At 75.4% G+C, this 25,589-nt stretch carries 23 protein-coding genes; 10 read left to right on the top strand and 13 right to left on the bottom strand.

Translation table 11 applies throughout. From position 1 onward, the window contains the following. Positions 1–193 precede the first annotated feature (193 nt). The 4 genes from IE287_RS31945 to IE287_RS31930 form a co-directional block, all read right to left on the bottom strand. Positions 194–1,513 carry a glycosyltransferase gene (locus IE287_RS31945; protein ID WP_229883872.1) on the bottom strand — a complete coding sequence of 440 codons (1,320 nt, stop codon included), beginning with the start codon at positions 1,511–1,513 and terminating at the stop codon, positions 194–196. 104 nt (positions 1,514–1,617) lie between these two features. Next, a complete protein-coding gene (locus IE287_RS31940; RefSeq protein ID WP_189852732.1) occupies positions 1,618–2,739 on the bottom strand; it encodes a glycosyltransferase family 4 protein in 1,122 nt (373 codons plus the stop codon). 573 nt (positions 2,740–3,312) lie between these two features. Then, positions 3,313–4,806, bottom strand: a complete 1,494-nt coding sequence (locus tag IE287_RS31935) for a HEAT repeat domain-containing protein (RefSeq protein WP_189852731.1) — start codon at positions 4,804–4,806, stop codon at positions 3,313–3,315. A 274-nt stretch (positions 4,807–5,080) separates the two neighbouring features. Beyond that, a complete protein-coding gene (locus IE287_RS31930) occupies positions 5,081–5,473 on the bottom strand; it encodes an ankyrin repeat domain-containing protein (RefSeq protein WP_189852730.1) in 393 nt (130 codons plus the stop codon). Between the two features lie 356 nt (positions 5,474–5,829). Between IE287_RS31930 and IE287_RS31925 the strand changes: the two genes are divergently transcribed. Together IE287_RS31925 and IE287_RS31920 are read left to right on the top strand one after the other, a co-directional pair. Further along, positions 5,830–6,024: a hypothetical protein gene (locus IE287_RS31925; protein ID WP_030493667.1), complete on the top strand. Its 195-nt coding sequence runs from the start codon at positions 5,830–5,832 to the stop codon at positions 6,022–6,024. Between the two features lie 37 nt (positions 6,025–6,061). After that, complete coding sequence (locus tag IE287_RS31920; RefSeq protein WP_189852729.1) at positions 6,062–7,663, top strand: hypothetical protein; 1,602 nt, start codon at positions 6,062–6,064, stop codon at positions 7,661–7,663. Between the two features lie 82 nt (positions 7,664–7,745). Here the strand turns inward: IE287_RS31920 and IE287_RS31915 are convergent, their stop codons facing one another. Next, positions 7,746–9,245, bottom strand: a complete 1,500-nt coding sequence (locus tag IE287_RS31915) for an SCO1417 family PLP biosynthesis transcription factor (RefSeq protein WP_189852728.1) — start codon at positions 9,243–9,245, stop codon at positions 7,746–7,748. Between the two features lie 134 nt (positions 9,246–9,379). On the opposite strand from IE287_RS31915, the gene yczE reads away from it, so the two are divergent. From yczE to IE287_RS31895, 4 genes are all read left to right on the top strand, one after another. Further along, positions 9,380–10,048 (top strand): membrane protein YczE, encoded by a 669-nt coding sequence (gene yczE, locus IE287_RS31910; RefSeq protein WP_189852727.1) that lies wholly within the window; start codon positions 9,380–9,382, stop codon positions 10,046–10,048. After that, complete coding sequence (locus IE287_RS31905; RefSeq protein WP_189852726.1) at positions 10,045–10,809, top strand: glycerophosphodiester phosphodiesterase family protein; 765 nt, start codon at positions 10,045–10,047, stop codon at positions 10,807–10,809. Before yczE ends, IE287_RS31905 begins: the two co-directional genes overlap by 4 nt. Before the next feature lie 50 nt (positions 10,810–10,859). After that, complete coding sequence (locus IE287_RS31900) at positions 10,860–12,227, top strand: MFS transporter (RefSeq protein ID WP_189852725.1); 1,368 nt, start codon at positions 10,860–10,862, stop codon at positions 12,225–12,227. A 255-nt stretch (positions 12,228–12,482) separates the two neighbouring features. Further along, positions 12,483–12,857: an RNA polymerase-binding protein RbpA gene (locus IE287_RS31895; protein ID WP_015032218.1), complete on the top strand. Its 375-nt coding sequence runs from the start codon at positions 12,483–12,485 to the stop codon at positions 12,855–12,857. 211 nt (positions 12,858–13,068) lie between these two features. Here the strand turns inward: IE287_RS31895 and fxsA are convergent, their stop codons facing one another. The 4 genes from fxsA to IE287_RS31875 all read right to left on the bottom strand — a co-directional run bounded on the left by fxsA (position 13,069) and on the right by IE287_RS31875 (position 17,041). Further along, the gene (gene fxsA / locus IE287_RS31890) at positions 13,069–13,665 is read right to left on the bottom strand and encodes an FxsA family membrane protein (protein WP_189852724.1); all 597 of its coding nucleotides are present in this window, start codon (positions 13,663–13,665) and stop codon (positions 13,069–13,071) included. Between the two features lie 85 nt (positions 13,666–13,750). Further along, positions 13,751–14,527 carry a polyprenol monophosphomannose synthase gene (locus IE287_RS31885; protein WP_189852723.1) on the bottom strand — a complete coding sequence of 259 codons (777 nt, stop codon included), beginning with the start codon at positions 14,525–14,527 and terminating at the stop codon, positions 13,751–13,753. 435 nt (positions 14,528–14,962) lie between these two features. Further along, positions 14,963–16,591: an amidohydrolase gene (locus tag IE287_RS31880; protein ID WP_189852722.1), complete on the bottom strand. Its 1,629-nt coding sequence runs from the start codon at positions 16,589–16,591 to the stop codon at positions 14,963–14,965. A 9-nt stretch (positions 16,592–16,600) separates the two neighbouring features. Continuing rightward, positions 16,601–17,041, bottom strand: coding sequence for an Lrp/AsnC family transcriptional regulator (locus IE287_RS31875; RefSeq protein WP_189852721.1), 441 nt, complete (start codon positions 17,039–17,041; stop codon positions 16,601–16,603). A 224-nt stretch (positions 17,042–17,265) separates the two neighbouring features. On the opposite strand from IE287_RS31875, the gene IE287_RS31870 reads away from it, so the two are divergent. Beyond that, a complete protein-coding gene (locus tag IE287_RS31870; RefSeq protein ID WP_189852720.1) occupies positions 17,266–17,634 on the top strand; it encodes a hypothetical protein in 369 nt (122 codons plus the stop codon). A gap of 16 nt (positions 17,635–17,650) precedes the next feature. Here IE287_RS31870 and IE287_RS31865 read toward each other — a convergent pair whose 3' ends face one another. Continuing rightward, on the bottom strand, positions 17,651–18,754 hold the full coding sequence (locus IE287_RS31865; RefSeq protein WP_189852719.1) for a phosphotransferase family protein: 1,104 nt from the start codon (positions 18,752–18,754) through the stop codon (positions 17,651–17,653). 133 nt (positions 18,755–18,887) lie between these two features. Next, positions 18,888–19,949 carry an Rv3169 family protein gene (locus tag IE287_RS31860; RefSeq protein WP_373307941.1) on the bottom strand — a complete coding sequence of 354 codons (1,062 nt, stop codon included), beginning with the start codon at positions 19,947–19,949 and terminating at the stop codon, positions 18,888–18,890. Positions 19,950–20,545: 596 nt separating this feature from the next. Here IE287_RS31860 and IE287_RS31855 point away from each other — a divergent pair. Further along, positions 20,546–20,791 carry a hypothetical protein gene (locus IE287_RS31855; protein ID WP_189852717.1) on the top strand — a complete coding sequence of 82 codons (246 nt, stop codon included), beginning with the start codon at positions 20,546–20,548 and terminating at the stop codon, positions 20,789–20,791. Between the two features lie 12 nt (positions 20,792–20,803). Here IE287_RS31855 and IE287_RS31850 read toward each other — a convergent pair whose 3' ends face one another. Together IE287_RS31850 and IE287_RS31845 are read right to left on the bottom strand one after the other, a co-directional pair. Then, positions 20,804–20,965, bottom strand: coding sequence for an SCO1431 family membrane protein (locus IE287_RS31850; protein WP_189852716.1), 162 nt, complete (start codon positions 20,963–20,965; stop codon positions 20,804–20,806). Positions 20,966–21,040: 75 nt separating this feature from the next. Next, entirely contained in the window at positions 21,041–22,414 is a 1,374-nt protein-coding gene (locus IE287_RS31845; protein WP_189852715.1) for a C39 family peptidase, read from the bottom strand. 184 nt (positions 22,415–22,598) lie between these two features. Between IE287_RS31845 and IE287_RS31840 the strand changes: the two genes are divergently transcribed. Together IE287_RS31840 and IE287_RS31835 are read left to right on the top strand one after the other, a co-directional pair. After that, the gene (locus tag IE287_RS31840) at positions 22,599–23,228 is read left to right on the top strand and encodes a uridine kinase family protein (RefSeq protein ID WP_189852714.1); all 630 of its coding nucleotides are present in this window, start codon (positions 22,599–22,601) and stop codon (positions 23,226–23,228) included. A gap of 309 nt (positions 23,229–23,537) precedes the next feature. Continuing rightward, a complete protein-coding gene (locus tag IE287_RS31835) occupies positions 23,538–25,457 on the top strand; it encodes an AAA family ATPase (RefSeq protein ID WP_189852713.1) in 1,920 nt (639 codons plus the stop codon). Positions 25,458–25,589: the final 132 nt, after the last annotated feature.

Genomic DNA, 25,589 nt, shown 5'->3' with positions numbered 1-25,589 from the left:
GCCCGCCCGAGCTCCTCGGCCCCCGGCCCGGCGCCGGCACCCGGGGCGGGAGCGGGGGACGGGGCCGGCCACGGGACCGGGGCAGGGGCCGGTCCGGGGACCGGGACCGGGGCAGGGACCGGGGCAGGGACCGGGGCAGGGGCAGGGGCAGGGGCAGGGGCAGGGACCAGGGTGCGGCCTTCCCGGACCGGGGTCATCCGCCGACCTCCTGTCTCCGGGCCGGAACCGCGCCGAGCGGCTCCGTGACCCGCTTCAGCGGACCGGACTCCCGCTCCGGGGCCGCGCCCGGGGCCGGGGCCGGAACGGAAACCGGGGCCGGGACGGGAGCCGGGACCGTACTCGTGCCCGAAGCCGAAGCCGGGGCCGCGCCCGCGCCCGAGGCCACGCCCGCGCCCGAAGCCACGCCCGGGGCCGCCTCGTGGGCGTGGAGGAAGGCCGTGACCGAGCGGTCCCAGGTGAAGAGCTCCGCACGCGCGCGTGCGGCGGACCGCCGGGCGGTCTCCGGCAGGGCGAGCAGCCCGAGGGCCGCGGCGGCGAAGGCGGCCGGGTCGTCGGCGGCCGCGGCGCCGGCCGGGCCGACGACCTCCGGGAGGGCGGAGGAGGCGCTGACGACGACCGGCGTCCCGCAGGCCAGGGCCTCCAGGGCGGAGAGCCCGAAGGTCTCGGCGGGGCCGGGGGCCAGGCAGAGGTCGGCCGCCGCCTGGAGGTCGGCGAGCTCCTCCCGGTCGGCGACGTGGCCGAGGAACCGGACGGGGAGCCCCCGCGCCCGGGCCCGCCGCTCCAGGCCGGGCCTCAGCGGCCCGTCGCCCGCGACGACCAGCCGGGCCGGCACCCCGGCGTCCCGCAGGACGGCGAGCGCCTCCAGGGCGGTACCGGGCCGCTTCTCGACGGAGAGGCGGGAGCAGAGCACCAGCAGGACGGCGGCGTCCCCGGCGTACCGGGCCCGTACGGCGGCGGTGCGGCGGCCGGGCCGGCAGCGTTCCAGGTCGACGCCGAGCGGAGCCCGCACGACGTTGGCGGCCCCGACCCGGGCGAACTCCTCCTCCGCCCAGGCGGTGGTGCACACGATCCGGCCGTAGGCCCAGGCGGTGCGCCGGTTGAGCCGGTCCGCGGCGCGGGCGGCGAGCGGGGCGGGGACGCCCCAGGTGCGCAGGACCCCGTCGGCGGTCTCGTGGGAGACCATCACGGAGGGGACCCGGGCGCGGCGGGCCCACTCCCCCGTCCAGCGCAGGGTGGTGCGGTCGGAGACCTCGATCCGGTCCGGGGCGAGCCGGTCCAGGAGGTCCGCGAGCCGGCTCCGGTCGGCCAGGACGCGGTAGCCGCCGGTGCCCGGCAGTTCGGGGCCCGGCAGGGTGATCACCCTGCCCTGCTCGGCCGGTTCGTCGGCGGCCGTGGCGCCCGGGACGACGAGGACGGGCTCGTGGCCGGCCGCGCGGTAGCCCCGGCCGAGCCGGTCGAGGGCGGTGCGCAGCCCGCCGGAGGTGGCGGTGACGAAGTTCGCCAGCCGCACGATGCGGAGCCCGTCGCGTCCGTACGAGGCGCGGTACGCGCGCGTGGGGCCCGGCTTCCCGTCGCGCCCGGGGTGCCCGGTGGGGTCGGCCCCGTGGGTCCGCCCGTTCACGCCGCCACCGCCGTCCGCTCGCGCAGGACCTCCAGGTAGTGGCCGACGAGCTCGTCGCCGAGGGCTTCCCAGGTGCGGCCCTCGACCTCGGCGCGGCCCGCCCGGCCGTAGGCGGCGCGCAGACCGGGGGCGGCGGCGAGGGCGGCGACGGCCTCGCGGAGGGCGAGGGGGTCCTCCGGGGGCACGAGGAGGCCGGTGCGCCGGTGGGCGACGAGGTCGAGGGGGCCGCCGGCGGCCGGGGCGATCACCGGGAGCCCGCTGGCCATGGCCTCCTGGACGGTCTGGCCGAAGGTCTCGTACGGGCCGGTGTGGGCGAAGACGTCGAGCGAGGCGAAGATCCTGGCCAGGTCGTCGCCGGTGCGGCGGCCCAGGAAGCGGGCCCCGGGGAGGCGTTCGCGGAGGGCGGGGCCGCTGGGTCCGTCGCCGACGACCACGAGCCGGACGCCGGGGAGCCCGTCCGTGGCGGCGAGGAGGTCCACGCGCTTCTCCGGGGCGAGCCGGCCGACGTATCCGACGAGGAGCTCCCCGTCGGGCGCGAGGGCGCGGCGCAGGCCGGGGTCCCGGTGGCCGGGGTGGAAGCGGGTGGTGTCGACGCCCCGGCCCCAGAGGCGTACGCGCGGGACGCCGTGGGCCTCCAGGTCGCGGAGGGAGGCCAGGGAGGGGGCGAGGGTGCGGTCGGCGGCGCCGTGGACGGCGCGGAGCCGGCGCCAGGCGGTGGCCTCCCCCGTGCCGACGTAGGTGCGGGCGTAGCCGGCGAGGTCGGTCTGGTAGACGGCGACGGCGGGCACCCGCAGGCGGGTGGCGGCGGCCATGGCCCGGACGCCGAGGACGAAGGGGCCGGCCAGGTGGACGAGGTCGGCGCGGTGGGCGGCGAGGGCGGCGGCGACGCGGCGGCTGGGGAGGGCGACCCGGACCTGGGCGTAGCCGGGCAGGGGCAGGGAGGGGACGCGGACCACCGGGCACGGCGCGTCGGCGTCGGCGGCGGGGTCGGGGACGGCCGGGGCGATCACGAGGGGCCGGTGGCCCCGGCGGACGAGGTGGCGCGCGGTCTGCAGGGCGCAGTGCGCCACACCGTTGATGTCGGGGGGAAAGGATTCGGTGACGATGACGACACGCATACGGGTGTTCTCGTCCCGCCCGACGTGTCCCCGCCGACGTGGATCTGGACGCGGGGGGAACGTCCCGTGAGCTTTTCCCGCCCGGACCGCGCCGCGCCGCTCCGCTACCCGGACGGCCGCCGCACGCGGCCCCGGAGGCGTCAGAGCCCCCGCGGAGCCGTACGGGCTCCTGGAGCCGTACGCGGAACCCGGTGCGGTACGCAGCCCCTGGGACCCTGCACGCCCTCGGAACCGTACGCAGACCCCGGAGTCGTACGCGACGAGGAGAAGGCGGCCCCTGCGGTCGGCCCCGGCAGCCGACTCCGACGGTCGGCCCCGGGGGGGGGTCGGCCCCGGCACCCGGCCCAGCAGCGGACTCCGCCAGTCGCCCCGAGACCGGCCGCGGGACCGAACCGGCGGGACCGAACCGACGGGACCGGGCCGCGGGACCGAACCGACGGGACCGGGCCGCGGGACCGAACCGGCGGGACCGGACTCCGGCGGCGGACTCCGTCCCCCGGGGCGGGGCCACGATCGGCGGAGGGCCGCCGCAGGCCGCGCCGCCCCGGGGCGGAGGCGGTGGGTGGGGCCGGGTCAGACCTGGAGGTCCGGCCCGATGCGGTTGCGGACCGCCGTCTGGACCTCGACCTCCTCGGCCGGGTCGGCGGCGAGGCGGCGCAATCGCTCGGCGACGCGGACGTCGGCCGTCTCGGCGTGCTGGGCCGCGATCTCGCGGGTGGTCTCCTCGCAGTCCCAGAGGCATTCGACGGCGAAGCCGCTGGCGAAGGAGGGGTCGGTGGCCGCGAGGGCGCGGGCCGTGCGGCCGCGCAGCTGGGAGGAGGCCGTCTCCCGGTAGACGTGGCGGAGCACCGGCGCCGCGCAGGCGATGCCGAGGCGGCCGGCGCCGTCGACGAGGGCGCCGAGGGCGGGCGCGTCGGGCCCCGCGGCGCGGATGGCGGCGCGCAGGGCGCCGAGCACCAGCTGGGCGTCCCGCTCCTCGCCGCGCGCGGCGAGGGTCTCGCCGGCGGCGGCGGCGAGCGGGTCGGAGCGTCCGACCCACGCGCGGGCGCGGGCGACCGCGTCCTCGCCGGTCATGCGGAGGTAGGCGGTGACGGCGGCGCGGGCCACGTGCAGGGCGTCGCGGTCGACGGCTCCGGGGACGTCGCCGTACGGGTCGCCGGGGGCCGCCGCGGCGGCCGCGGCGTCGAGCGGGTGGACGCCGTCGGCGGCGGCCTCGACGAGGTCGAGGACGGCGGGGTCCCGGTCGGCGGCCAGGTGGTGCAGAACGGCGGCACGGGCGCCGGGGGCGCCGTCGCGGCCGGCCGCGAGCAGCTCGGGGCGGTCCTCGGGTCCGGCCACGGCGGCGAGGCAGCGGGCGGCGGGGCCGGCGAGGTCGGCGCCGCGCTCGTACCCCTCCTGGGCCCAGTCGAGGACGGCGCGGACGCTCCAGCCGGGGCGGGGGCCGGTGGGGCGCATCTGGCGCTGCCAGCGGTCGAAGGAGCCGTGTTCCTGGGCGGCGCGGACGCGGGCGCCGACGGCGTCCCGCTGGTCCTCGGCCCAGAGCCGCCACGGGCGGGGCTCGAAGGCGTCCCGGACGACGCCGGCGAGCTCGGTGTCGCCGGTCTCGTCCTGCGGGAAGCGGGCGAGGACGGGCTCGGCGAGGGAGCGGAGCCCGGCGTCGTCGTCGCGGAGCGCGAGCTCGTCGAGGGCCCAGGCCCAGTTGGTCCCGGTGGCCGCGTAGCGCCGGAGCAGGAGCAGGGCGTCGTGGCGGCCGTAGGAGGCCAGGTGGCCGAGGACGGCGAGGGCGAGCCCGGTGCGGTGCTCCTCGGTGTCGAGGTGGTCCTCGGGCGCGAAGAGGTGCGCCTCGATGGCCTCCAGGCCTCCGTGGAGGTCGAGGTAGAGCCGGGCGTAGTAGAGGGAGCGGTTCTCGACGCGCCAGTCGTGGCGGGGGTCGGCGAGCACGCACCGGTCGAGGGCCGCGAGGGCCTCGGCGCGTGGGGCGGCGAGGGCGTGCAGGGTGCCGTCGCCGCGGCCCCTCTGCAGCAGACCGAGCAGGGTGCCGCTCGGCGCTATGGCTGGTTCGAACATGGGAAGACGCCTCACATCAAGCTGTCGACACGACGGGGTGGACCGGGGTGGACCGGGTCGGGCGCTGGGCCCGTCCGCGCGGTGGCCGCCCTAGTAGGCCGCGGGACAACATGTCGGGCCGTCCGTCGTACGTCGCTTGTGCGCGCTGCTCATCTTCCTCTGCCTCTCGTCCGTGGCCCGGTCGGACGGCCGGGCTTGTCGTCATGATGACCGACCGTTTCCACCGCCGCGACCACATTTACGACACCGTTCCCACCTGGGGTTCAGGCCCCGTTCACCGGGTGGCGAAGAGCTCCAGGAGCTCGGCCTTGCCGAACATGCGGGCGGTGTCCACGGCGGACGGAGTGCCGGACTCCGGATCGGCGCCGCCGGCGAGGAGGGCGCGGATCACGGCGTCCTCCCCCTTGAAGACGGCTCCGGCGAGCGGCGTCTGGCCGCGGTCGTTGGCGCGGTCCGCGTCGGCGCCGCGCTCCAGGAGGGCGGTGACCGCCTCGGCGTGGCCGTGGTAGGCGGCGAGCATGAGGAGCGTGTCGCCCCGGTCGTTGGTGAGGTTCGCGGGGACACCGGCGTCGACGTAGGCGGCGAGGGCGCCGGCGTCGCCGGCGCGCGCCAGGTCGAAGACCTTGGACGCCAGCTCGACGACCTCGGGGTCCGGGGTCTCGCTCATCTTCACAACCGCCTTCCGTGCTCCGCCTGCGTCCCGCGCGTACCGCCCGGAAACGCCTGCCCTTGACCTGCGCACGGCAAGCGCGGCCGTACGAGTGAATCGACAGGGTACTGCCCGCGCGGTGACATGACCGCGTCCGGCCGAGGCAAGGATCACGGCGTCCACCACCCGTGACCAGCGCCCCCGCCCCTCCCTTACCCCACTTCGGGGGGTTCGCCACCCGGGGCGGGGGTCACCGTCCGCCGGTCAAGTGAAAACGACCACCATTCACCCGATTGCACCTTTAGTCACATAGATACTTGCCGTGAACCTGGAAGGACTGATCGTGACTGTCCCCTCAACCAGGAGAACACCCCATGATCCTGTCCATCTCAGGCGTCGTCCTGCTCGGCATCATCTGCTTCCTGTTCTTCAAGAAGGACGGCCTCAAGGCCTCGCACGCGCTCGTCTGCGCGCTCTTCGGCTTCTACCTGGCGGGCACCGCCATCGCACCGAGCATCACCGCGGGCGGCCAGAGCCTGGCCGGCCTGCTGGGCGGAATCAAGTTCTGACGCCTCTCACCCCCTTCCACCACTCCAGGAGTACGACGTGTCCCGGCGACCACTCCCCCGCATTCTGAGCAGCGGCGGCGCGCAGCTCGCGCGCAGTCGAGAGATCGCGCGGTCGGCCGCCGACAGCGCCACCGATGTGCTCCACCCGCTGATCACGGTCTCCCGTGGTCTGCGGAAGCTGGCCGCGATCGCGCGCGCCAAGTGGGCCGCGACCCCCAAGGAACGGCGCGGTCCCACGCTGTTCCTGGTCGCGGCCTGCGTCCTGGTCGTCGCCCTCGCGCCGTACGGGCCGCTGCTCGCGCTCGTCGCGCTCATGGGCGCCGCCGCGTGGAAGGGGCGTGAGAAACCGGTCGTGAAGACCGGCCCCGACGAGGCGGAGACCGCCCGCCTGAAGGGGCTGTACGAGGCCCTGGTGCCGTACTTCTCCGTCCCCGAGGACCCCGAGCCGCTCTTCGCCCACGGCGGCGACTGGAGCCGCGCCTTCGCCGACCACGCCTTCGACGCGGACGGCCGGCCGACCCGGCTGCGGATCGCCTACCCGCCGTACTTCCCCGACGGCGAGCCCGCCTCCCGCGCCCGCATCGAGCAGCTGCTGCACGCCAAGTCGGGACGCGGCCGCGAGTACCGGTTCGACTGGGACGAGGAGGGCAACCGGCTCGTCATGCACGTGCTGCCGGCCCTCCCCACCACCATCGCCGCCCAGCGGTTCGTCACCGCCCCGGGCGAGACCGTGCTCGGCTTCACCGACGCCGACGCCGTGCAGCGGACCGTGCCGGTCGTCTCCGCGGACGGCTCCGAGGACGCGCCCGCCGTGGTCTGGCGCACCGGCCCCCGCTCCACCGAGCCGCACCTGCTCGCCGTCGGCCAGCCCGGCAGCGGCACCACCTCGCTGCTCCGCTCCCTCGCGCTCCAGGCGCTCGCCCACGGCGACGTGCTGATCGTGGACGGCGCGGGCGTCGGCGAGTACGCCTGCCTGGTCGGCCGCGACGGAGTGCTCGGCATCGAGAGCGAGCTGTCCGGCGCCCTGGAGAGCCTGGAATGGGCCTCCCACGAGACCGAGCGGCGGCTGATCTCCGCCAACCGCGCGCGACAGGCCGGCCACCCGGCCCCGGCGGACACCCGCCGCCCGCTGTGGATCCTCCTCGACCGCCCCGGTGCCCTCGGCCACCTGGCCGCCGCCGAGGGCCGCACCGACCCGCAGGAGCTGCTCCGGGTGCCGCTGCGGCACGGCCGCGCCGCCCAGGTGACGGTCGTGGTCGCGGAGCAGTTCGACACCGCCGACGCGCTGCACGAGGAGGTACGCGCGCACACCCGCGCCCGCGTGGTGCTCGGCCCCGCCGTCCCCGAGCAGATCGCCGCGGTGCTGGGCGCCGCGCCGCACACCACCCCGACCCCGCAGGTCCCGCCGGGCCGCGGCTACGCCCGCCTCGGCACCGGCCCGGTGCTCCGCCTCCAGGTGCCCGCCACCCCCGACCCGTACGACGAGGCCGTCGGCGACACCGACCGGCAGGCCGTCCTCGACCTGCTGCCCGAGCGGCGGGCGGCGGCCACGGTCGCCCTGGAGAAGGTCCCGGAGGCGGCGGCCGAGCCGACCCCCGCCCCGGTCGTCCGTCACGCGCCGGTCCCGGCGGAGGGCTGACGGCGCGCCGCGCGCGCGGCGAGGGCCGGTACGGACCCGGGGTCCGTACCGGCCCTCGCCGTGCGCGCCGTCCTCCGCCCGCTCAGGCCACGAAGGTCCGGGGCGGTTCGACTCCCCCGCCGAGGCCCGACTCGACCAGCCGGGCCGCCGCCGCGAGCCGGCTCGCCGCCTCGTCGGCGACCGGGCCGCCGACGGTGAACGGCAGCCGGACGTACCCCTCAAAGGCGCCGTCCACGCCGAAGCGGGGACCGGAGGGCACCCGGACGCCGACCCGCTCCCCCGCCTCGGCCAGCCGGGAGCCGGAGAGGCCGCCGGTGCGCACCCAGAGCGTCAGTCCGCCCTTCGGCACCTCGAACTCCCACTCCGGCAGCTCCCTGCGGACCGCCGCCACCAGCGCGTCCCGGTTCTCCCGGGCCTGCGCCCGGCGCAGGCCGACCGCCTTCTCCCACCCTCCGGTGCGCATCAGCCAGTTGACGCCGAGCTGCTCCAGGACGGGCGTGCCCAGGTCGGCGTAGGCGCGCGCGGCGACCAGGGAGCGGATGACGTCGGGCGCGGCGCGGACCCAGCCGATCCGCATCCCGGCCCAGAAGGCCTTGCTGGCCGAGCCGACCGTGAGGACCGTGGAGCCGGCCGGGTCGAAGGCGCAGACCGGCCGGGGCATCTCCACGTCGTCGTCGAGGCAGAGCTCGGTCATGGTCTCGTCGACGACGAGGACCGTGCCGGCCGCGCGGGCGGCCTCCACGAGCCGCCGGCGCTGGTCCTCGTCGGCGAGGGCGCCGGTCGGGTTGTGGAAGTCGGCGACGACGTACGCGAGGCGGGGCGCGGCGTCGCGCAGCACCTGCCGCCAGCGGCCCAGGTCCCAGCTGCCCAGCCCCTCGGACATGGCGACGGGGACCAGCCGGGCGCCCGCCTCCCGCATCAGCTGGAGGATGTTGGCGTACGAGGGCGACTCGACGGCGATCCGCTCGCCGCGTCCGGCGAAGAGGTGGCAGATGGCGTCGATGGCGCCCATCGCGCCGGTGGTGACCATGATCTGCTCGGGCATGGTCGGGATGCCCCGGGCGGTGTACCGCTCCGCCAGCATCGCCCGCAGCGCGGGGAGCCCGGCCGGGTAGTCGCCGTGGGTGTGGGCGTACGGCGGCAGCTCCTCCAGGGCTCCCTGGACGCTCCGGGTGAGCCAGGGCTCGGGGGCGGGGAGGGCGGCGCAGCCGAGGTCGATCAGGGAGCCGAGGGTCTCCGGGGGCAGCGGTTCGAGACCGCGCGCGGGCAGCGGGTTGCCCGCCGGGACGGCGGTCCAGCTGCCGGCGCCGCGCCGGGACTCCAGGAAGCCCTCGGTGCGCAGCGCCTCGTAGGCGGCGGCCACGGTGGTGCGGCTGACGGTGAGGGCGAGGGCGAGTTCGCGCTCGGCGGGCAGCCGGGCGGCGACCGGGACCCGGCCCTCCAGGACGAGCAGCCGGATGCCGTCGGCGAGGGCGCGGTAGGCGGGCGGCTTCCGCGCGCCGGGACCGGCGGGGCGCGGCTGCTGGGCCTGGAGCTGCCGCGCCAGCTGGGCGGCACCGACGGCCGAGGTCCACTGAGCCATGGAAATCAGTCCACCTTCGTCGAATTGGCCATGGTTGGCATCCGTTCTCCCGCCACAGAGTGTCATGAGTCGGTCCACCGTCACCACACCGGGCCGCGTCACACCCGCCGACACCACCCCAGGGGGGCACCTCCATGTCCATCGCCTCCGGCTCCCGCGGCCGGCATCTGACCCGCCGGCTCGTCCAGCTCTACGCGGGCCTGACCCTGTACGGGGTCAGCTCGGCCCTGCTGGTCCGGTCGGGGCTCGGCCTGGAGCCGTGGAACGTGCTGCACCAGGGCCTGGCCGAACGGACCGGCCTGACGATCGGGGTGGTGTCGATCGTCGTGGGGGCGCTCGTCCTGCTGCTGTGGATCCCGATCCGGCAGCGGCCGGGTCTGGGCACGGTGTCGAACGTGTTCGTGGTCGGCCTGGCGATGGACGGCACGCTGGCGCTGCTGCCGGAGCTCCACGGCCTGCCGCTCCGGATCTCCCTGCTGGTCCTGGGCATCGTCCTGAACGGCGTGGCGACCGGCCTGTACATCGCGGCCCGCTTCGGCCCGGGCCCGCGCGACGGGCTGATGACCGGGCTGCACCGGGTGACCGGCTGGTCGATCCGGCTGGCCCGGACGCTGATCGAGGTCGCGGTCGTGACCACCGGCTTCCTGCTCGGCGGCACCGTCGGCGCCGGAACGGTCCTCTACGCGCTGGCAATCGGCCCGCTCGCCCAGTTCTTCCTGCGCCTCTTCGCCGTCCCCGAGCCGGACGCCGTCGGCGCCTCGGTCGCCGCCCGGTCACCGGAAGGCGCCATACTGCGGCGGTGACTCGCGTACGCCACCCCTACCTCGACCACCCGCATCCGCTGCCCTTCGCCCACCGGGGCGGCACGGCGGACGGCCTGGAGAACACCGCGGCCGCCTTCCGCCGGGCCGCCGCGGCGGGCTTCCGCTATTTCGAGACCGATGTGCACACCACCGCCGACGGGGTGCTCGTCGCCTTCCACGACGCGACGCTGGACCGCGTGACGGACGCCACCGGGCTCATCCGCGACCTGCCGTGGGCGGCGGTGCGGGAGGCCCGCGTGGCGGGCGAGGAGCCGCTGCCGCTCTTCGAGGACCTGCTCCACGAGTTCCCCGAGGCCCGCTGGAACGTGGACCTCAAGACCGAGTCGGCGCTCGTCCCGCTGGTCGACCTGATCGCGCGCGCCGACGCCTGGGACCGGGTCCTGGTCGGCTCCTTCACCGAGGCGCGGGTGGCCCGGGCCCAGCGGCTCGCGGGCCCCCGGCTGGCCACCTCGTACGGCGTGACCGGGGTGGCGGCCCTGCGGATGCGCTCCTTCGGGATCCCGGCCCCGCTGCGGGCCGGGGCGGTCGCGGCGCAGGTCCCGGAGACGCAGGGCGGGGTCCGCGTGGTCGACCGCCGGTTCGTCCGGGCCGCCCACGCGCGGGGGCTCCAGGTCCACGTGTGGACCGTGAACGATCCGGAGCGCATGGACTCTCTCCTCGACCTGGGGGTCGATGGCATCATGACCGATCATCTCGAGACGCTGCGCGAGGTCCTCACCGCCCGCGGGGCGTGGACCTGAGGCCGAGCGGGCGTCCCGGGGACGGGGACGAGCGAGGGGGGCGTGCGGCCGTGACCGCCGAGACGACCGGTCCTGAGGGGCCCATCACCGATCCGGCAGAGCGCAGGCGGGAGCAGCGCGGCTGGTACTTCTACGACTTCGCCTGCTCGGTCTACTCGACCAGCGTCGTGACCGTCTTCCTGGGGCCGTACCTGAACGAGCTGGCCAGGACGGCGGCCCACGGCGGGAAGTACGTGCACCCCCTCGGCATACCCGTGCACGTCGACTCGCTCTTCGCCTACGCGGTGTCGGCGTCGCTCGTGGTGGCGATCGTCGCGATGCCGCTGGTGAGCGCGGCGGCCGACCGGCAGGGGCGGAAGAAGCCGCTGCTCGCCGCGGCCGCCTACATCGGGGCGGGCGCGACGACCGGCATGTTCTTCCTGAAGGACGACCGCTACCTGCTGGGCGCCCTCCTGCTGATCGTGGCGAACGCGGCGCTGGCCGTGTCGATGATGCTCTACAACTCCTACCTGCCGCAGATCTCCGGGCCGGAGGAGCGGGACGCGGTCTCCTCGCGCGGCTGGGCCTTCGGCTACGCCTCGGGCGCGCTGGTCCTGGTCCTCAACCTGGTCCTGTACACGAACCACGCCTCCTTCGGGCTGTCGGCGGGCGAGGCGGTCCGGATCTGCCTCGCCTCCGCCGGACTCTGGTGGGGCGCCTTCGCGCTGATCCCGCTGCGGCGGCTGCGCGACCGGCACCTGCCCCCGGCCGGGAAGGCCGCCCCCGCGGGGGCGGTGGGAGCCGGCTGGCGCCAGCTGCGGGCGACGCTCGTGGACATGCGCAACCACCCGAAGACGCTCGCCTTCCTGCTCGCCTACCTGGTCTACAACGACGGGGTCCAGACGGTGATCTCGCAGGCGGCCGTCTTCGGCAAGAACGAGCTGGGCCTGGAGCAGACGACGCTCATCACGGCGGTCCTGCTGGTGCAGGTGCTGGCGGTGGCCGGCGCGCTCGCGATGGGCCGGATCGCCCGGACGCACGGGGCCAAGCGGACGATCCTGGGTGCCCTCGTCGTGTGGACCCTGATCCTGCTGGCGGGGTACGCCCTGCCCGCCGGGGCTCCGGTCTTCTTCTACTGCCTGGCGGCGGCCATCGGCCTGGTGATGGGCGGGACGCAGGCGCTGTCGCGCTCGCTCTTCTCCCACACGGTGCCGGAGGGCAAGGAGGCGGAGTACTTCTCGGCGTACGAGCTGAGCGACCGGGGGCTGAGCTGGCTGGGCCCGCTGGTGTTCGGACTCGTGAACCAGATGACCGGAAGCTATCGAGCTGCCATCATCTCCCTGGTGATCTTCTTCGTGGCCGGTTTCGTCCTGCTCGCGCGCGTGCCGGTCCGCGAGGCGGCACGGGAGGCGGGCAATGTCGTACCCGAGCGAATTTAGACGCGGAAGTAAAAGGCCGGTAGTGTACGCGTTTGGCCTGCCAGGCGGACCGTTACTGCGTGCTGCTTTCGTGAAGACGTTGAGTCATATCTGCCGCCGGATGTGACAAAACGGGCACCGGTGGGTACAACAAGGGGCGGCACGACGGGCGACGCATTACCCGGAACGGGAATCTTTCTCGCCGACCGGACGTTGACCGGATGACGACGACAGCGACACCTGTCCTGTGGGCGACAAGCCCGGGAGGCACGATTCATGAGTGAGCGAGCTCTTCGCGGCACGCGCCTCGTGGTGACCAGCTACGAGACCGACCGCGGCATCGATCTGGCCCCGCGCCAGGCCGTGGAGTACGCATGCGAGAAGGGCCATCGTTTTGAGATGCCCTTCTCGGTGGAGGCGGAAATTCCGCCGGAGTGGGAATGCAAGGTCTGCGGAATCCAGGCTCTCCTGGTGGACGGCGACGGACCCGAAGAGAAGAAGGGCAAGCCGGCGCGTACGCACTGGGACATGCTCATGGAGCGGCGTACCCGTGAGGAGCTGGAGGAAGTCCTCGCCGAGAGGCTGGCCGTCCTGCGCTCCGGCGCCATGAACATCGCGGTGCATCCGCGCGACAGCCGCAAGTCCGCCTGACGGACGGCACGGCAGAGCAACGCCGAGGGGCCCGGTACACGATGTGGTGTACCGGGCCCCTCGGCGTCCGCGCGCCCGGACGGCCTTCCCGGCCGGCGCCTTTCCGTCTTTCCCGACCCGCTCCCTTCCCGGCCGCGGGGCGCCTCGAGGCGCCCCGCGGCCGGATCCGGCCCGGCGGGCGCACGGGACCGGAGTCCCGCACGCCGCCGGCTCAGGGCGTCAGGGGCGGGCGCTGCCCGTCGACGGGGCCGTACGGGCCCTGGGGCGCGTCGTCGCGGATGACCTCGCCCTGGACCACCTTGCCGTCCGGCCGGCGGATGCGGGCCTGCTGGAAGGCGTCCTGGAGGCTGCCGGGAGGCGCGGCGGCCATCCGCCGCTCGACGGCCCGCTCCGCGGCGCGCCCCAGGGCGGCCCGGACGGGCGGCACGAGCAGCAGCAGTCCGGCGGCGTCGGAGATCAGGCCGGGGATGATCAGGAGGATGCCGCCGAGCATCAGGAAGCCGTTGCGGTCCCCGGCGCCCTTGCGGTCGGCCTCGGTCGGGGCCGCACCGCTCTGCGCGGCGGCCTGGGCCTGCTGGAAGGTGGAGGCGAGGCCGGCGAAGGCCCGCCGGCCGGCCCGCTTGACGACGGTGACGCCGAGGACGGCGCCGCCGACGAGGAGGAGCAGCACGGTCAGCCCGCCCGCCGCGTTCGCCACGACGGTGAGCAGCCAGATCTCCAGGACCAGCCAGGCGGCGAGGCCGAGCGGGAGGAAGGTGCGCGCGCGGGAGCGCCGGGGGGTCTGCGGGGGCGGTGCGCCGGTCGTCATGCCGTCCAGTGTGCCTGGAGGGCGGCAGGAACGTCGTAAGGAAAAGATCAGCCCGGACCGCGCGGTGCGGCCCGGGCCGGAGGGGTCAGCCGCGCTTGCGGCCGAGGCGCTTGGTGACCTTCTCGGCGCGGGCGGTGAGGCCCCAGCCGGTGACCCGCCAGAGGGCCTCGACGAGGATGTCGCGGCTCATCTTGGAGTCGCCGACCTCGCGCTCGACGAAGGTGATGGGGACCTCGACGACGTGGAAGCCGGCGGCGACGGCCCGGCGGGCGAGGTCGACCTGGAAGCAGTAGCCGGCCGAGGCCACGTCCTCCAGGCCCAGCCCCTCCAGGGTCTCCTTGCGGAAGGCGCGGTAGCCGCCGGTGACGTCGCGGATCGGGACGTCGAGCATCACGCGGGAGTAGAGGCTGCCGCCGCGGGAGATGAATTCGCGGGACTTCGGCCAGTTCACGATCCGGCCGCCCGGCACCCAGCGGGAGCCGAGGACGAGGTCGGCGCCCTTGAGGGCGGTGAGCAGCCGGGGCAGCTCCTCGGGCTGGTGGGAGCCGTCGGCGTCCATCTCGACGAGGACGTCGAAGCCGTGTTCGATGCCCCAGCGGAAGCCGGCGAGGTAGGCGGCGCCCAGCCCCTCCTTGCCCTTGCGGTGCAGGACGTGGACGTGGTCGTCGTCGGCGGCGATCTCGTCGGCGAACTTTCCGGTGCCGTCGGGGCTGTTGTCGTCGGCGACGAGGACGTGCGCCTCGGGGACGGCCTCCCGTACGCGCGCGACGATCGGCCTGATGTTGTCCGCCTCGTTGTAGGTCGGAATGATCACCAAAGCCTTGCCGAGCGGGCCGTAACGCCTCACGCCACCGTCGTTCACTACTGCCCCTTCGGATACAGACACAGGCCCCCACCTTAGCGAGGTCTCCGGGATGGTCCGGTCCTTCGGGGTGTGAGACTGGCCCCAGGGTGCGGTGCGGGGCCCGACGTCCTTCGGTCCGACCCGGGACCCGCTGGCTGCGGATCGGCCGAAGGCCGTTGTCTACTGAACGTCCGGGCCCCACCCGGGTCGCACCTTCCGCCGGCGAAACCTTCCCTCACGGCCGAGGCGCGGGCGGCGGTCGGCGCCGGCGAGGAGGCGTGGTCCGGTCGGACGTCCTGTGGTGGACGCGGGAGAACCTACCCGCCCATGGCGGTCGGCTGTCAACACCCGTTTGACCTGCGCGGTTCCCGAGAAACCGCAGGCCGGGCCGGAAGATCCGCAGGTCGGGAACGAACCCGTGATGCGTACATCCGGGGGTCCGTCAACCGCACATCACTCGTTCGGCCGTACGAATACCGTCTGTCCGTGCACCACGGTCCGGAGGCAGACGGGGAGCTCCGCACCGGGGGACAGATCGGGCAGACCGGGCGTTCCGGAGCGCGGGTCGGTGGACCAGCGGGCCACCCGGTCGTCGGGGGCCTGGACGACCAGGTCGCCGGTCCGCCAGATCGCGTAGTCGGCGGGGGCGCCGGGCACGAGGGTGCCGGCGTCGTCCCGGCCGACCGCCCGCCAGCCGCCGCGCGTGTGGGCGGTGAAGGCCGCCCGGACCGAGATCCGGTGCCCGGGCGTGCGGTGGAAGGCCGCGGCCCGGACGGTCCCCCACGGATCGAGCGGGGTGACCGGGCTGTCCGAGCCGAAGGCGAGCGGCACGCCCGCGCGGAGCAGGGCCGCGTACGGGTTGAGGGTGCGGGCCCGCTCGACGCCGAGACGGTCGGCGTACATGCCCTCGTCGCCGCCCCACAGGGCGTCGAAGGCGGGCTGGACGGAGGCGGTGAGGCCGAACTCGGCGAAGGCGGCGACCGTCTCGGGGGTGAGCATCTCGGCGTGCTCGACGCGGTGCCGGGCGGCGCGGATCCGGGCGAGGCCGACCTTCTCGGCGGCGGCCCGGATGCCGTCCGTGACGGCGGAGACAGCGGCGTCGCCGATGGCGTGGAAACCGGCCTGGAGGCCCGCTTCGGTGCAGGCCACGACGTGGGCGGCGACCGTGGCGGCGTCCAGGTGGGCGGAGCCGGTACGACCGGCGGAGTCCGCGTAGGGCTCGTGGAGGCAGGCGGTGTGCGAGCCGAGGGAGCCGTCGGCGAAGAGGTCGCCGGCCGCGCCGAGGGCGCCGAGCGCGCGGGCCCGCTCGACGTCGAGATCGGCCCAGTAGCCGACCACCCGGGGGCCGGGCTCGGAGCGGGCGAGGTCCAGCAGGCCGGTGAAGTCGTCCTCGGAGGAGATCTGCGGCCCGCCGCACTCGTGGAGGGTGCCGATGCCGAGGGAGGCCGCGTGCGCGCGGGCGGCGCGCTGGGCGTCGGCGCGCTGGGCCGGCGAGACGGCGGCGAAGGCCGCGGCGCGGACCGCGTGGTGGGCGTCGCCGGTGAGGGGCGCGCGCCCGTCGTGGAAGCCGTCCAGCTCCCGTACGCCGGGGACGAGGTCGAGCAGCGCGGTGGTGACGACGGCCGAGTGGACGTCGATCCGGGTGAGGTAGAGCGGGCGGCCGCCGGTGAGCCCGTCCAGCTCCTCCCGCGCGAGCGGGCGCCGCTCGGGCCAGCGGGAGGCGTCCCAGCCGTGCCCGATGAGGATGCGGTCCTCCGGACGGGCGGCGGCGTGGGCGCGGACCAGCTCCGCCGCCTCGGCGAGCGAGGCGGCGGAGGAGAGGTCGAGGCCGGTGAGCGCGAAGCCGGTGGCCGTGGTGTGGACGTGGGCGTCCACGAAGGCCGGGGTGACGAGCGCGCCCTCCAGGTCGACGACCTCGTCCACGCCGGAGGCGAAGGCGTCGGCGGCACCCTCCTCCCCCACCCAGGCGACGTGTCCGCGCTCCACCACCATGGCGGTGGCGAAGGGGTCGGCGGGGCTGTGGACTTCTCCACCGCGCAGGAGCACGGTGCGGTGTTCGCCGTGGTTCAGGCTTTCGCTCATGCGACCAGGCTAAATGCGCGGCGGCCTGGCTTCGTACGGGGTGGACAGGACGACGGTGGTGCGGCTGGAGACGTGCGCCTGGGAACGGATCCGGCTGAGCAGGTGCTCCAGCTCCAGGGGAGTGGCGACCCGCACCTTGAGGATGTAGTTCTCGTCACCGGCGACGCTGTGGCAGGCCTCGATCTCGGGGATGTCGGAGAGCCGGTCGGGGGTGTCGTCGGGGGCGCTGGGGTCGAAGGGTTTGACCGAGATGAAGGCGGTCAGCGGCAGCCCCACCGCCTCGGGGTCGACGACGGCGGCATAGCCGCGGATGACTCCGCGCTGCTCCAGCCGGCGGACGCGCTGATGCACCGCCGACGTGGACAGGCCGGTGGCCTTGCCCAGGTCGGTGTAGCTCATGCGCCCGTCCTTGACGAGCAACTCCACGATCTGACGATCCAGCTCCTCCATGCGCCGACCCTATTGCGCCGAAGGGTCCCGGGCCCAGCCGGGTGCGGGTCGTATGGGCCGCTATGGGCGTTCACGAGGCACCTGCGACAGGCATGTGACGAACGCCACAGGTTTGGCCGGAGCATCACAGCGCCGCTCACGGTTATGCGGAGTTCCGCATGGGAAGGGCTTGCTGTGGTTCCGGCCGCACAGTATCGGCCGACCTGTCCGAGGGGGAGTTCTCCATGCAGGAGCCCGTTGAATCCGTCGACACGTCCGAAGAGTTCGACGCGTACGACACCTTTGAGATGTTCCGCGTGATCTGCCCGGAGTGTGATCAGCCCATCGCCCTGCTGGCGGACGAGGACGCGCTGCCCGAGCACGCGCTGTGCCCGTCGCCGTGGAGCCCCTTCACCCTCACGGTCTGCCCGGGCACCGGACGATCCGCGGGCGAGGCGCCCTCCGCCGACGACGAGGAGGGCGTCCAGGAGCAGGACACCGCGCTCCTCCTGACCCTGCCCCAGGGCCTCGACTGGCGCACGCAGCCCTTCTCGCACATCGGCGGCCCGGGCTCCCGGCCGATCCGCGCGGCCCAGCTGCGCCGCGCGGCCTAGGCCCCGTCCGGCCGCCTCAGGCGGCGGCGTCCCAGTAGGTGCCGCGCACCATCGCCGCGAGGGCGGCGTGGTGCAGGATGAGCCGGTCGGGGTCCTCGGGGACCTCGACCTCGCCGAAGTGCGCCTGGCGGTACGCGATCCTCAGCATCACGATCGCGTGCCGCAGCGCCGCGTACAGGGTGTGGAACTCCATCGCGCGCGGCACGTGCCCGGTGAGTCCGGCGTACCGCCGCTCGACCGCGTCGCGGCGCAGGAAGCCGGGCAGGCCCGGCTGACCGAAGGTCACAGTCAGGTCCTGGAAGAAGCGGTGGAGGTAGACGGTCCAGCCGAGGTCGACCTCGCGGGGCGCGCACGCCGCCATCTCCCAGTCGAGGACGGCGGCCGGGGCGAAGCCGTCGTAGACGATGTTCCCGATCCTCGCGTCGCCCCAGCAGAGCACGGCCGGCCCCTCGTCCTCCGGCCACAGCTCCTCCAGGCGCGCGAAGGCCGCCTCGATGAGCGGTGAGGGCGCGAGGCCTTCCACCACCCAGGCGTAGTAGGCGCGTTGGGCGTCGACGTGCCGGCGCAGCGGACTTCCCTCGCCGTCCGGCAGCAGGAACGCGGCCTCCCTCGCCGGGACCTGGTCGTGCAGCCGGGCCAGCACGGCCACCGACTCCGCCTCCAGCACGGCCCGTTGGGCGTCGGTGGCGGCGTGCAGCCAGTTCCCCTCGTACGTGTACGGCATGACGTCCGGCGGCACCCGCCCCTCGGCGCGGGCCATCACGAAGAAGGGGGCGCCGAGCGGCTCCGGGTCCTCCTCCAGCCAGAGCACCCGCGGGACGGGCACGTCGGTGCGGTCGGCGACGAGCGCCATCACGCGGTGCTGGCGGGCCATGTCGTAGACCGGGAAGACGGTGTACGCGGCGGGGTCGGCGGCCAGCCGGAGGGCGCAGCCGCGCACGGGGGCGTCCGGGTGCTCCAGGTCGAAGAGCAGAGTCTCGCTGGACATGCCGTTGGAGTCGGGGACGGCGAGGCCGGAGACGGTGGCGCCGGGCAGCCGGGCGTCGAGCCAGGCGGTGAGCCGGGCGGCCAGCTCCTCGGGGTCGCGGGTGCTGGTGCGGGGTCGGGGTGCCGTGGCCATACGGAGCTCCTTCTGCTTCGGGCACGAGGCGCCCGCCGGGACCCGGGGACGCGCGAAAGGGGCGACCCTGGGGCGGGGGCCCGGGGCCGGGGCGCGGCCCGGTACCCGGATCCCGGGTCCCGGCGCGCGGGGTTCAGCGGGCGGTGGAGGCGAAGTCGGCGAAGCCGCTGGGGTCGTGGCGCCCGAAGGAGCCGTGCTCGAAAATCCCGTGACCGGTGCGGCCGTCGAGGGTGAAGCGGGCGGAGTGGTCGGTGACGCCGTACGCGGCGAGCGGGTGGGCGGCGGGGTCGGAGAGGTCGTAGACCCGCCGGTCGGTCCAGTCGCGCCCCTGCCAGGTGCCGTGCTGCCAGTCCCCGGCGGGCGGGTAGCCCGCACCGACGGCGAGCGGGGAGGAGGCGAGGATCTCGACGCCGATCTCCAGGGGCTTGCCCGCGGGGTCGGCGAGGTGGACGACGGCGCTCTCGGGGTGCCGGGTGCCGGGCCGGTACGCGATCTCGGTGCGGGGCCAGCCGAGCTGCGCGTCGCGCCGGCCGTTCCGGACCAGCTGGGCCTGGCTGAGGGTGCGGTAGCCGTCGGCGTCCTCCTGCGCCACGACCATCACGAAGCGGTCGTCGAAGCGCATCGGGATCCAGAGCCAGTGGAAGCCCTCGGGGCGCGACTCGGCGGCGCGGCCCGGCTCCTCGCCGGGGATGGGGCGCACGCCCCAGCTGCGGTCGCGGGTGCCGGTCCACTCCCCCGCCGTGACCTCGAAGCGCTCGCCGCCGGCCCGGATCGTGCCCGCGCAGCGGCCGGCCTGGACGAAGCGGCGGCCCTCCAGGGTGAGCCGGCCGCCGGTGCGCTGGAGGTGGTGCGGCTCCCAGAGGGGCGGGAAGTCGCCCGTCCAGGTGAGCTCGAAGGAGAGCCCGTCGGGATCGGCCGGGTCGGCGGCGCAGCTCAGGGTGAAGCGCCGGAGGGGCTCGTCGACGGTGATCCGCAGCGGGCCGACCTCCAGGCACATCCGGTCGTCGCCGAGCGCGTCGGAGGCGCGGACGGCGTGCAGCCGGTCGCCGGTGCGCAGGGTGGCGTAGGCGTCGACGACCCCGGTGTTGGGGTAGACGCCGAGGCCGGCGACGAGCAGGGCGCGGCCGGCGTGGTCGAAGACGTGGAAGATGCAGCGGTCGTAGGCGTTCCGGTCGCCGCTGACGTGGTGCTTCATCGACAGCGGGGCCTGGTGCACGGGGTATTCGTCGAGCGCGACGGGCCGGTCGTCGTCCACGGCTGACCTCCTGGTCCTCGAATAGGATCTGACGGTACGTCAGCAACCGGGTGGCGGGCCAGGGGTGTGCGCCGGGCGCGGACCGGCGGAGGGCCCGCCCGCGGGTGCGCGGGTAAGGGGCGAACTGTCGCCCGATTCCTTCCGGCGGTGACCCGCCGGGGCCGGGACGCGTTGGTCCGGGCATGACCACCCTGTACTCCACACCCAGCGGAGTCGGTCGGCATCGGCAGGCCGAACCGCACGGTGAAGAATCGGTTCCTCACTGGATTCCGGAGGCACCGGCCCCAGCCGGCCCCGCCCTCGGCGGCGCCGCGCCGGCACCGGTCCCCGCGCGGTCCCCGGCTCCGCGGGGGACCCCCGCGCCCGCACCGCGCCCGGCCGCCGCGTCCCTGCCCGCGCCCGTCGCCCCGCCCACGCCCACGGCCGTCGTCCCGGTGCCCGCGACGCTCCCCGCGCCCGCACCGGCTCCGGCGCCCCTCCCCGCGGCGGCCCCCCTGCCCGCACCCGCTCCGGCGCCCCTCCCCGCGGCGGCGGCCGTGGCCGTACCCGCCCCCGCTCCGGCGGCCGTGCCGGTTCCGGTGCCCGTGCCGCCTCCGGTGCCCGTGCAGGTCCACCCGGACCCGCCGATCTACCAGGCCCTGTACGCGCTCTGGGCCAGTCAGGGGCGCACCCTGCCCGGCCGCCGGGACGCCGAGTGGACGCGGCTCGCCGCGGGACCCGTCTGGGCCGGCCGGACCGTCCGGGTCAGCGGGGTCCTGGTGTCCCCCGGCGCATCGCGCTGACCGCCCGCCCGGTCACATGAGGCCCGCGCGGGTGACGAGGACGGCGAGGAGGACGACGAGGGTCCAGCCGAGGACGTGCTCCAGGATCTCGGGGCCCCGGTCTTCCCCGGGACCGCCGGTGCGCGTGCGCGTGCGGGCGAAGAGACGGCCGGTGAGGGTGGTGGTGGCGCTCATGGCCACCACCATGGGGCACGGCGGCGGCCCCGGACCAGAGACGTCCCTCACACCCCCGCCGCCGCCCCGGACCGCTCAGAGCACCCCGACGGCCTGAAGCGCCTTGCGCTGCGCGGGAGTCGGCCGGTCCGGGAAGTACAGGTAGCAGACCCCTCCTGTGCCGGACGCCACTTTCCCGCTCGCGTTGTACCGCTTGGTGCGGAGCCAGATGTTCTCCCACTCGCGGCGGAGGTAGACCCGGCGGACGGACTCGTTGTCCGGGGAGGCCGGGTCGTTGGCGATCACGTCGCCGTCCGCGGTGAAGCCGATCACCGTCATGAGGTGGCCGGAGGTGCCGTAGCCGGCGCCGGTCAGCTCCTCCTGGCGGAAGGACTGGGACGTGATGACCGGGACGCCCGCCCCGATCAGGGTCTCCAGGTCGGCGAGGGAGCGGAGCCGGGTCACCACGGCGTTCAGGTCGGGGTAGGCGGCCGCGTAGGCGGCGTTGAAGGGCCAGTTCCCGCAGCCCCGGTACTGGTGGTCGTAGGTGTGCCGGGCGGCGTGACAGACCTGCGGGTCGGCGAAGGCGGGGTCCACCCAGGCCAGCTCGGCGGCGGAGGGCCGGCGGCCCCAGTACTCGACGATCATCTGCGAGGAGGTCGGGCTGCACCAGGCCTCGCCGCCGTTGTCGTACTCGGGGTACTGGCCGACGTGGGTGTTCTGCGAGTAGCGGGGGACGGTCAGCTCGCGGGCGAGTCCCGGCGCGGAGGCCGGGACGGTGAACCGGTCCGGGACGTCCGAGGCCATCGCCCCGATCCGCCACACCAGCGGGGTGAGCGCCGTGCCGGGGCGGCGGTACAGGGTCAGCCGCAGCCGGTACGCGGCGAGCCGGAGGCCGCTCGCCGGGTCGTCCACCGCGAAGGTGTCCGTCCAGACCGTGCCGCGGCCGTCGGTCTGGTCGTCCACCGAGGTCCGCCTGATGTCGGAGTCGCCCGAGGCCCACCGGCCCATCACGAACCACGGGGTCTCCGTCCCGTCCGTGTACGTGCCGGACAGCTCGACCTGGAGCCAGGTGCCGGCCGGGGTCCGGGCGTTCCAGGAGGCGATCACCTCGGTGGCGGGCACCGCCGGGGTGTGGACGGGAGAGGTCCAGCGGGCGTACTCCCAGGAGGAGGTGAGCCCGGTGTGCGGATCGGCGTAGGCGGTGCGGCCCAGGGGCGCGTCGAGCTCCAGGCCGGGGCGGTGCCCGGAGACGGCCCGGGTGCCCTCGGCGGCGCCTGACCGCCAGTCGGTGTAGGTGGACCAGAAGCGGTTGGCGACCGTACCGGCGGCGGCGCGGGCGGCCTCCCCGGCGGCGGCGCCCGGCCCCGGGACGGACGCCGAGGCCGGCGCGGCTCCGGCGGCGGCCGTGCCCGCGGCGGCGGCGAGTGCGGCGGCGAGGAGGGAGCGGCGTGAGGCTGATCCGGGCATGGCGAGGACCCCCAGTCGAGGACGGAGACGGCGATCGGGCGGGGCTGCGCGGGCCCACTATCCCGGCTCGGCGGGGCCCTGCGCCAGCACTTCGGCCCGCGTCGCGGCCACCGACATGGGTAGAGACCACTGACGGCGGCACCTCGCTGACCTGCGAAGGCGTCCCCTGACCTACGCTGGCCGCATGGACGACCTCGACCGCGCGGCCCGCGCGCTGCGCCGGCTGCCGCCCTCGCTCGGACCGGTGCGCCTGGTCGCGGTCGACGGCCACGCCGGCTCCGGCAAGTCCACGCTCGCCGGCCGGCTCGCGGCCGCGCTCGGCGACGCGCCCGTGCTCCGCCTGGACGACCTCGCCACCCACGACGAGCCCTTCGCCTGGACCGACCGGATGCGCGCCCAGGTCCTGGAGCCGCTGGGGCGCGGCGCGACCGCGCGCTACCTGCCGTACGACTGGACCCTCCGGCGCTTCGGTCCGGCCCGCGAGCTCCCGCCGGCACCGGTGGTGCTGGTGGAGGGCGTGGGGGCCGGGCGACGGGAGCTGCGCCCGCACCTCGCGTGGCTGCTGTGGATGGAGCGGGCGGCCGGGGCGTCCTGGGAGCGGGGCCGGCACCGCGACGGACCGGACCAGGCGGAGTTCTGGGACGGCTGGGTGGTGGCGGAGACTCGCCATTTCGCCGAAGATCCCTCGCGGCCCTTCGCCGACACCCTGGTACGGGAGCGGATCGAGGGGTACGACTGGCTTCCCGGGCCCACTGGGGCACCCGGCCCGGACCAGATCATCACGCATCGTGACGGCCTGATGGCGGCGGACTGAGGCCCTGGAATTCCGCTTCCGCAAGTGCCCCGACGGCGCTTGACCCCGGGGGCGTACAGGTCTTACGTTCTGAATGTGCGGCTTTTCTACGGCCGCCGCAGACACGAAGCCCCCGGTTGTTCCCCCGTGATCGGGGGCTTCGTTCTGCCCTCCTCACCCCCCTCCGGCCCCCGGCCAGCCCTCCGCGATCACCGAGGGTCACCGATTCCGGATCTTGCGCTTCTCCTTAAGCGCACCACCCCTGCGCAGGTACGATGCCCGCAGGTGCGGTCAAATCCCGTCCATACGCCGACGGTTGTGGGGGACCCGATGGAGATCGGCACGCAGGGCGCGCAGGCCCCCGCGGAGCTCGCCTGGCTGCGCGGAGTGGACGCCTACACCATGGGCGCCTACCCGCAGGCGGAGGAGGAGTTCCGGGCCGCGGTCCGGATCGACCCCGGCATGGCGGACGCCTGGCTGGGGCTGCACGCGCTCCGGGTGGACACGACCGCCGCGCTGCTGCGCATGTACCGCAACCGCGAACGCTTCGGCGAACAGCGCGCCCGGCACCGCCGCACCCTCAACTCCTGGTACTGGCTCGGCTGGTGGGTGCAGCCCGTCCTGGAGAGCCCCCGCGACCTGCTGCTCGCGCACGCCTCCCACTGGCTCGACGGGCGGCACGTGCCCGAGCTCGACCGGGCCCTCGCGGAGCTGCCGCCGGTCGACACCGACCCGCAGGTCCGGTTCCTGCACGCCTGCCGCGCCTATCTGGTCAAGGACTGGGAGCAGCTGGTCCGGCACACCGAACCGCTCGTCGACGACCCCCTGCTGGGCATCGAGGCAGGGCTCTTCGGCGGCATGGCCCGGGTGCGCCTGGAGATGTACGGCCAGGCCGAGCCGCTGCTCTCGGCGGCACTGATGCGCTGCCGCAGCGAGCAGCCGCAGCGCAAGGAGCTCCGCTACTGGCTGGCCCGCGCCCACGAGGGCACCGGGCGCAGCGCCGCCGCCCTGCCCCTCTACCGCGCGGTGCACCGCGTCGACCCCGCCTTCATGGACACCGCCGCCCGGCTCGCCGCCATCGCCGAGTACGACGGCTTCGACGGGCTCGACGGCATGGACGAGCAGGCGGGGCTCGCCGCCGTCGCCCTGGGACCGGTCGTCGCGGGCCCCGGCCAGGACGGCACCGACACCGCCGCCGGACCCGAGACGGAGCCCGGCGCCCTCGGCGGCGACGGGCTGCGCCGCTCCCCCGACCCGGTGCCGCCCGGCGCGCCGGCCGCGCCCCCGGAGGTCGTGCGGCACAGCTCGCCGGTGCCCGCGCAGCCGGGGCCGCCGCGCTTCCCGGCCGGGCCGACCGATCCGGCACTGCTCGCCGAGGCCCTCGCCGAACTGGAGGGCATGGTCGGCATGGAACCGGTGAAGCGGCAGGTCAAGGCGCTCTCGGCGCAGCTGGAGATGGCCCGGCTGCGGGCCGGGCAGGGCCTGCCGGTGCAGCCGCCGAAGCGGCACTTCGTCTTCTCCGGTCCGTCGGGCACCGGCAAGACGACGGTGGCCCGCATCCTGGGCCGGGTCTTCTACGCCCTCGGGCTGCTCGGCGGCGACCACCTGGTCGAGGCCCAGCGGGCCGATCTGGTCGGCGAGTTCCTCGGCCAGACGGCGGTGAAGGCCAACGAGCTGATCGACTCGGCGGTCGGCGGCGTGCTCTTCGTCGACGAGGCGTACGCGCTCTCCAACTCCGGCTACAGCAAGGGCGACGCCTACGGCGACGAGGCGCTCCAGGTGCTGCTGAAACGGGCCGAGGACAACCGGGACCACCTCGTCGTCATCCTCGCGGGCTACCCCGAGGGCATGGACCGGCTCCTCGCGGCCAATCCCGGCCTCTCCTCCCGCTTCACCACGCGGGTCGACTTCCCCTCGTACCGGCCGCTCGAACTGACCTCGATCGGCGAGGTGCTGGCCGCCGCCAACGGCGACGGCTGGGACGAGGAGGCGCTGGACGAGCTCCGCTCGATCAGCGCCCACGTGGTCGAGCAGGGCTGGATCGACGAGCTGGGCAACGGCCGCTTCCTGCGCACCCTGTACGAGAAGTCCTGCGCCTACCGCGACCTGCGGCTCTCCGGTTATCCGGGCACCCTCACCCGCGAGGACCTGGCCACGCTGCGGCTCGCGGACCTCATGCAGGCGTACGGGGAGGTCCTGTCGGGCCGCGGCCCGGCGGGCCGCGGGCCCCGGCAGGACCCCCCGTTCTGATCCTCTCCCAGGCCGTCCCTTCCGGACCCTGCCCGGCCCGCGCCGCCCGGCACCGCACCTCGGCGCGCGGTCGGGACGCCCGGGTACGTCCACACGGGCGCCCCTCCGCCTTGCGACGCACGGCACCGGACG

Origin of the sequence: Streptomyces omiyaensis, from assembly GCF_014650895.1 — a bacterium.
Lineage (GTDB): Bacteria > Actinomycetota > Actinomycetes > Streptomycetales > Streptomycetaceae > Streptomyces > Streptomyces omiyaensis.
The sequence above is the reverse complement of the archived record's forward strand: the minus strand, read 5'-3'. Positions and strand labels throughout refer to the sequence as shown.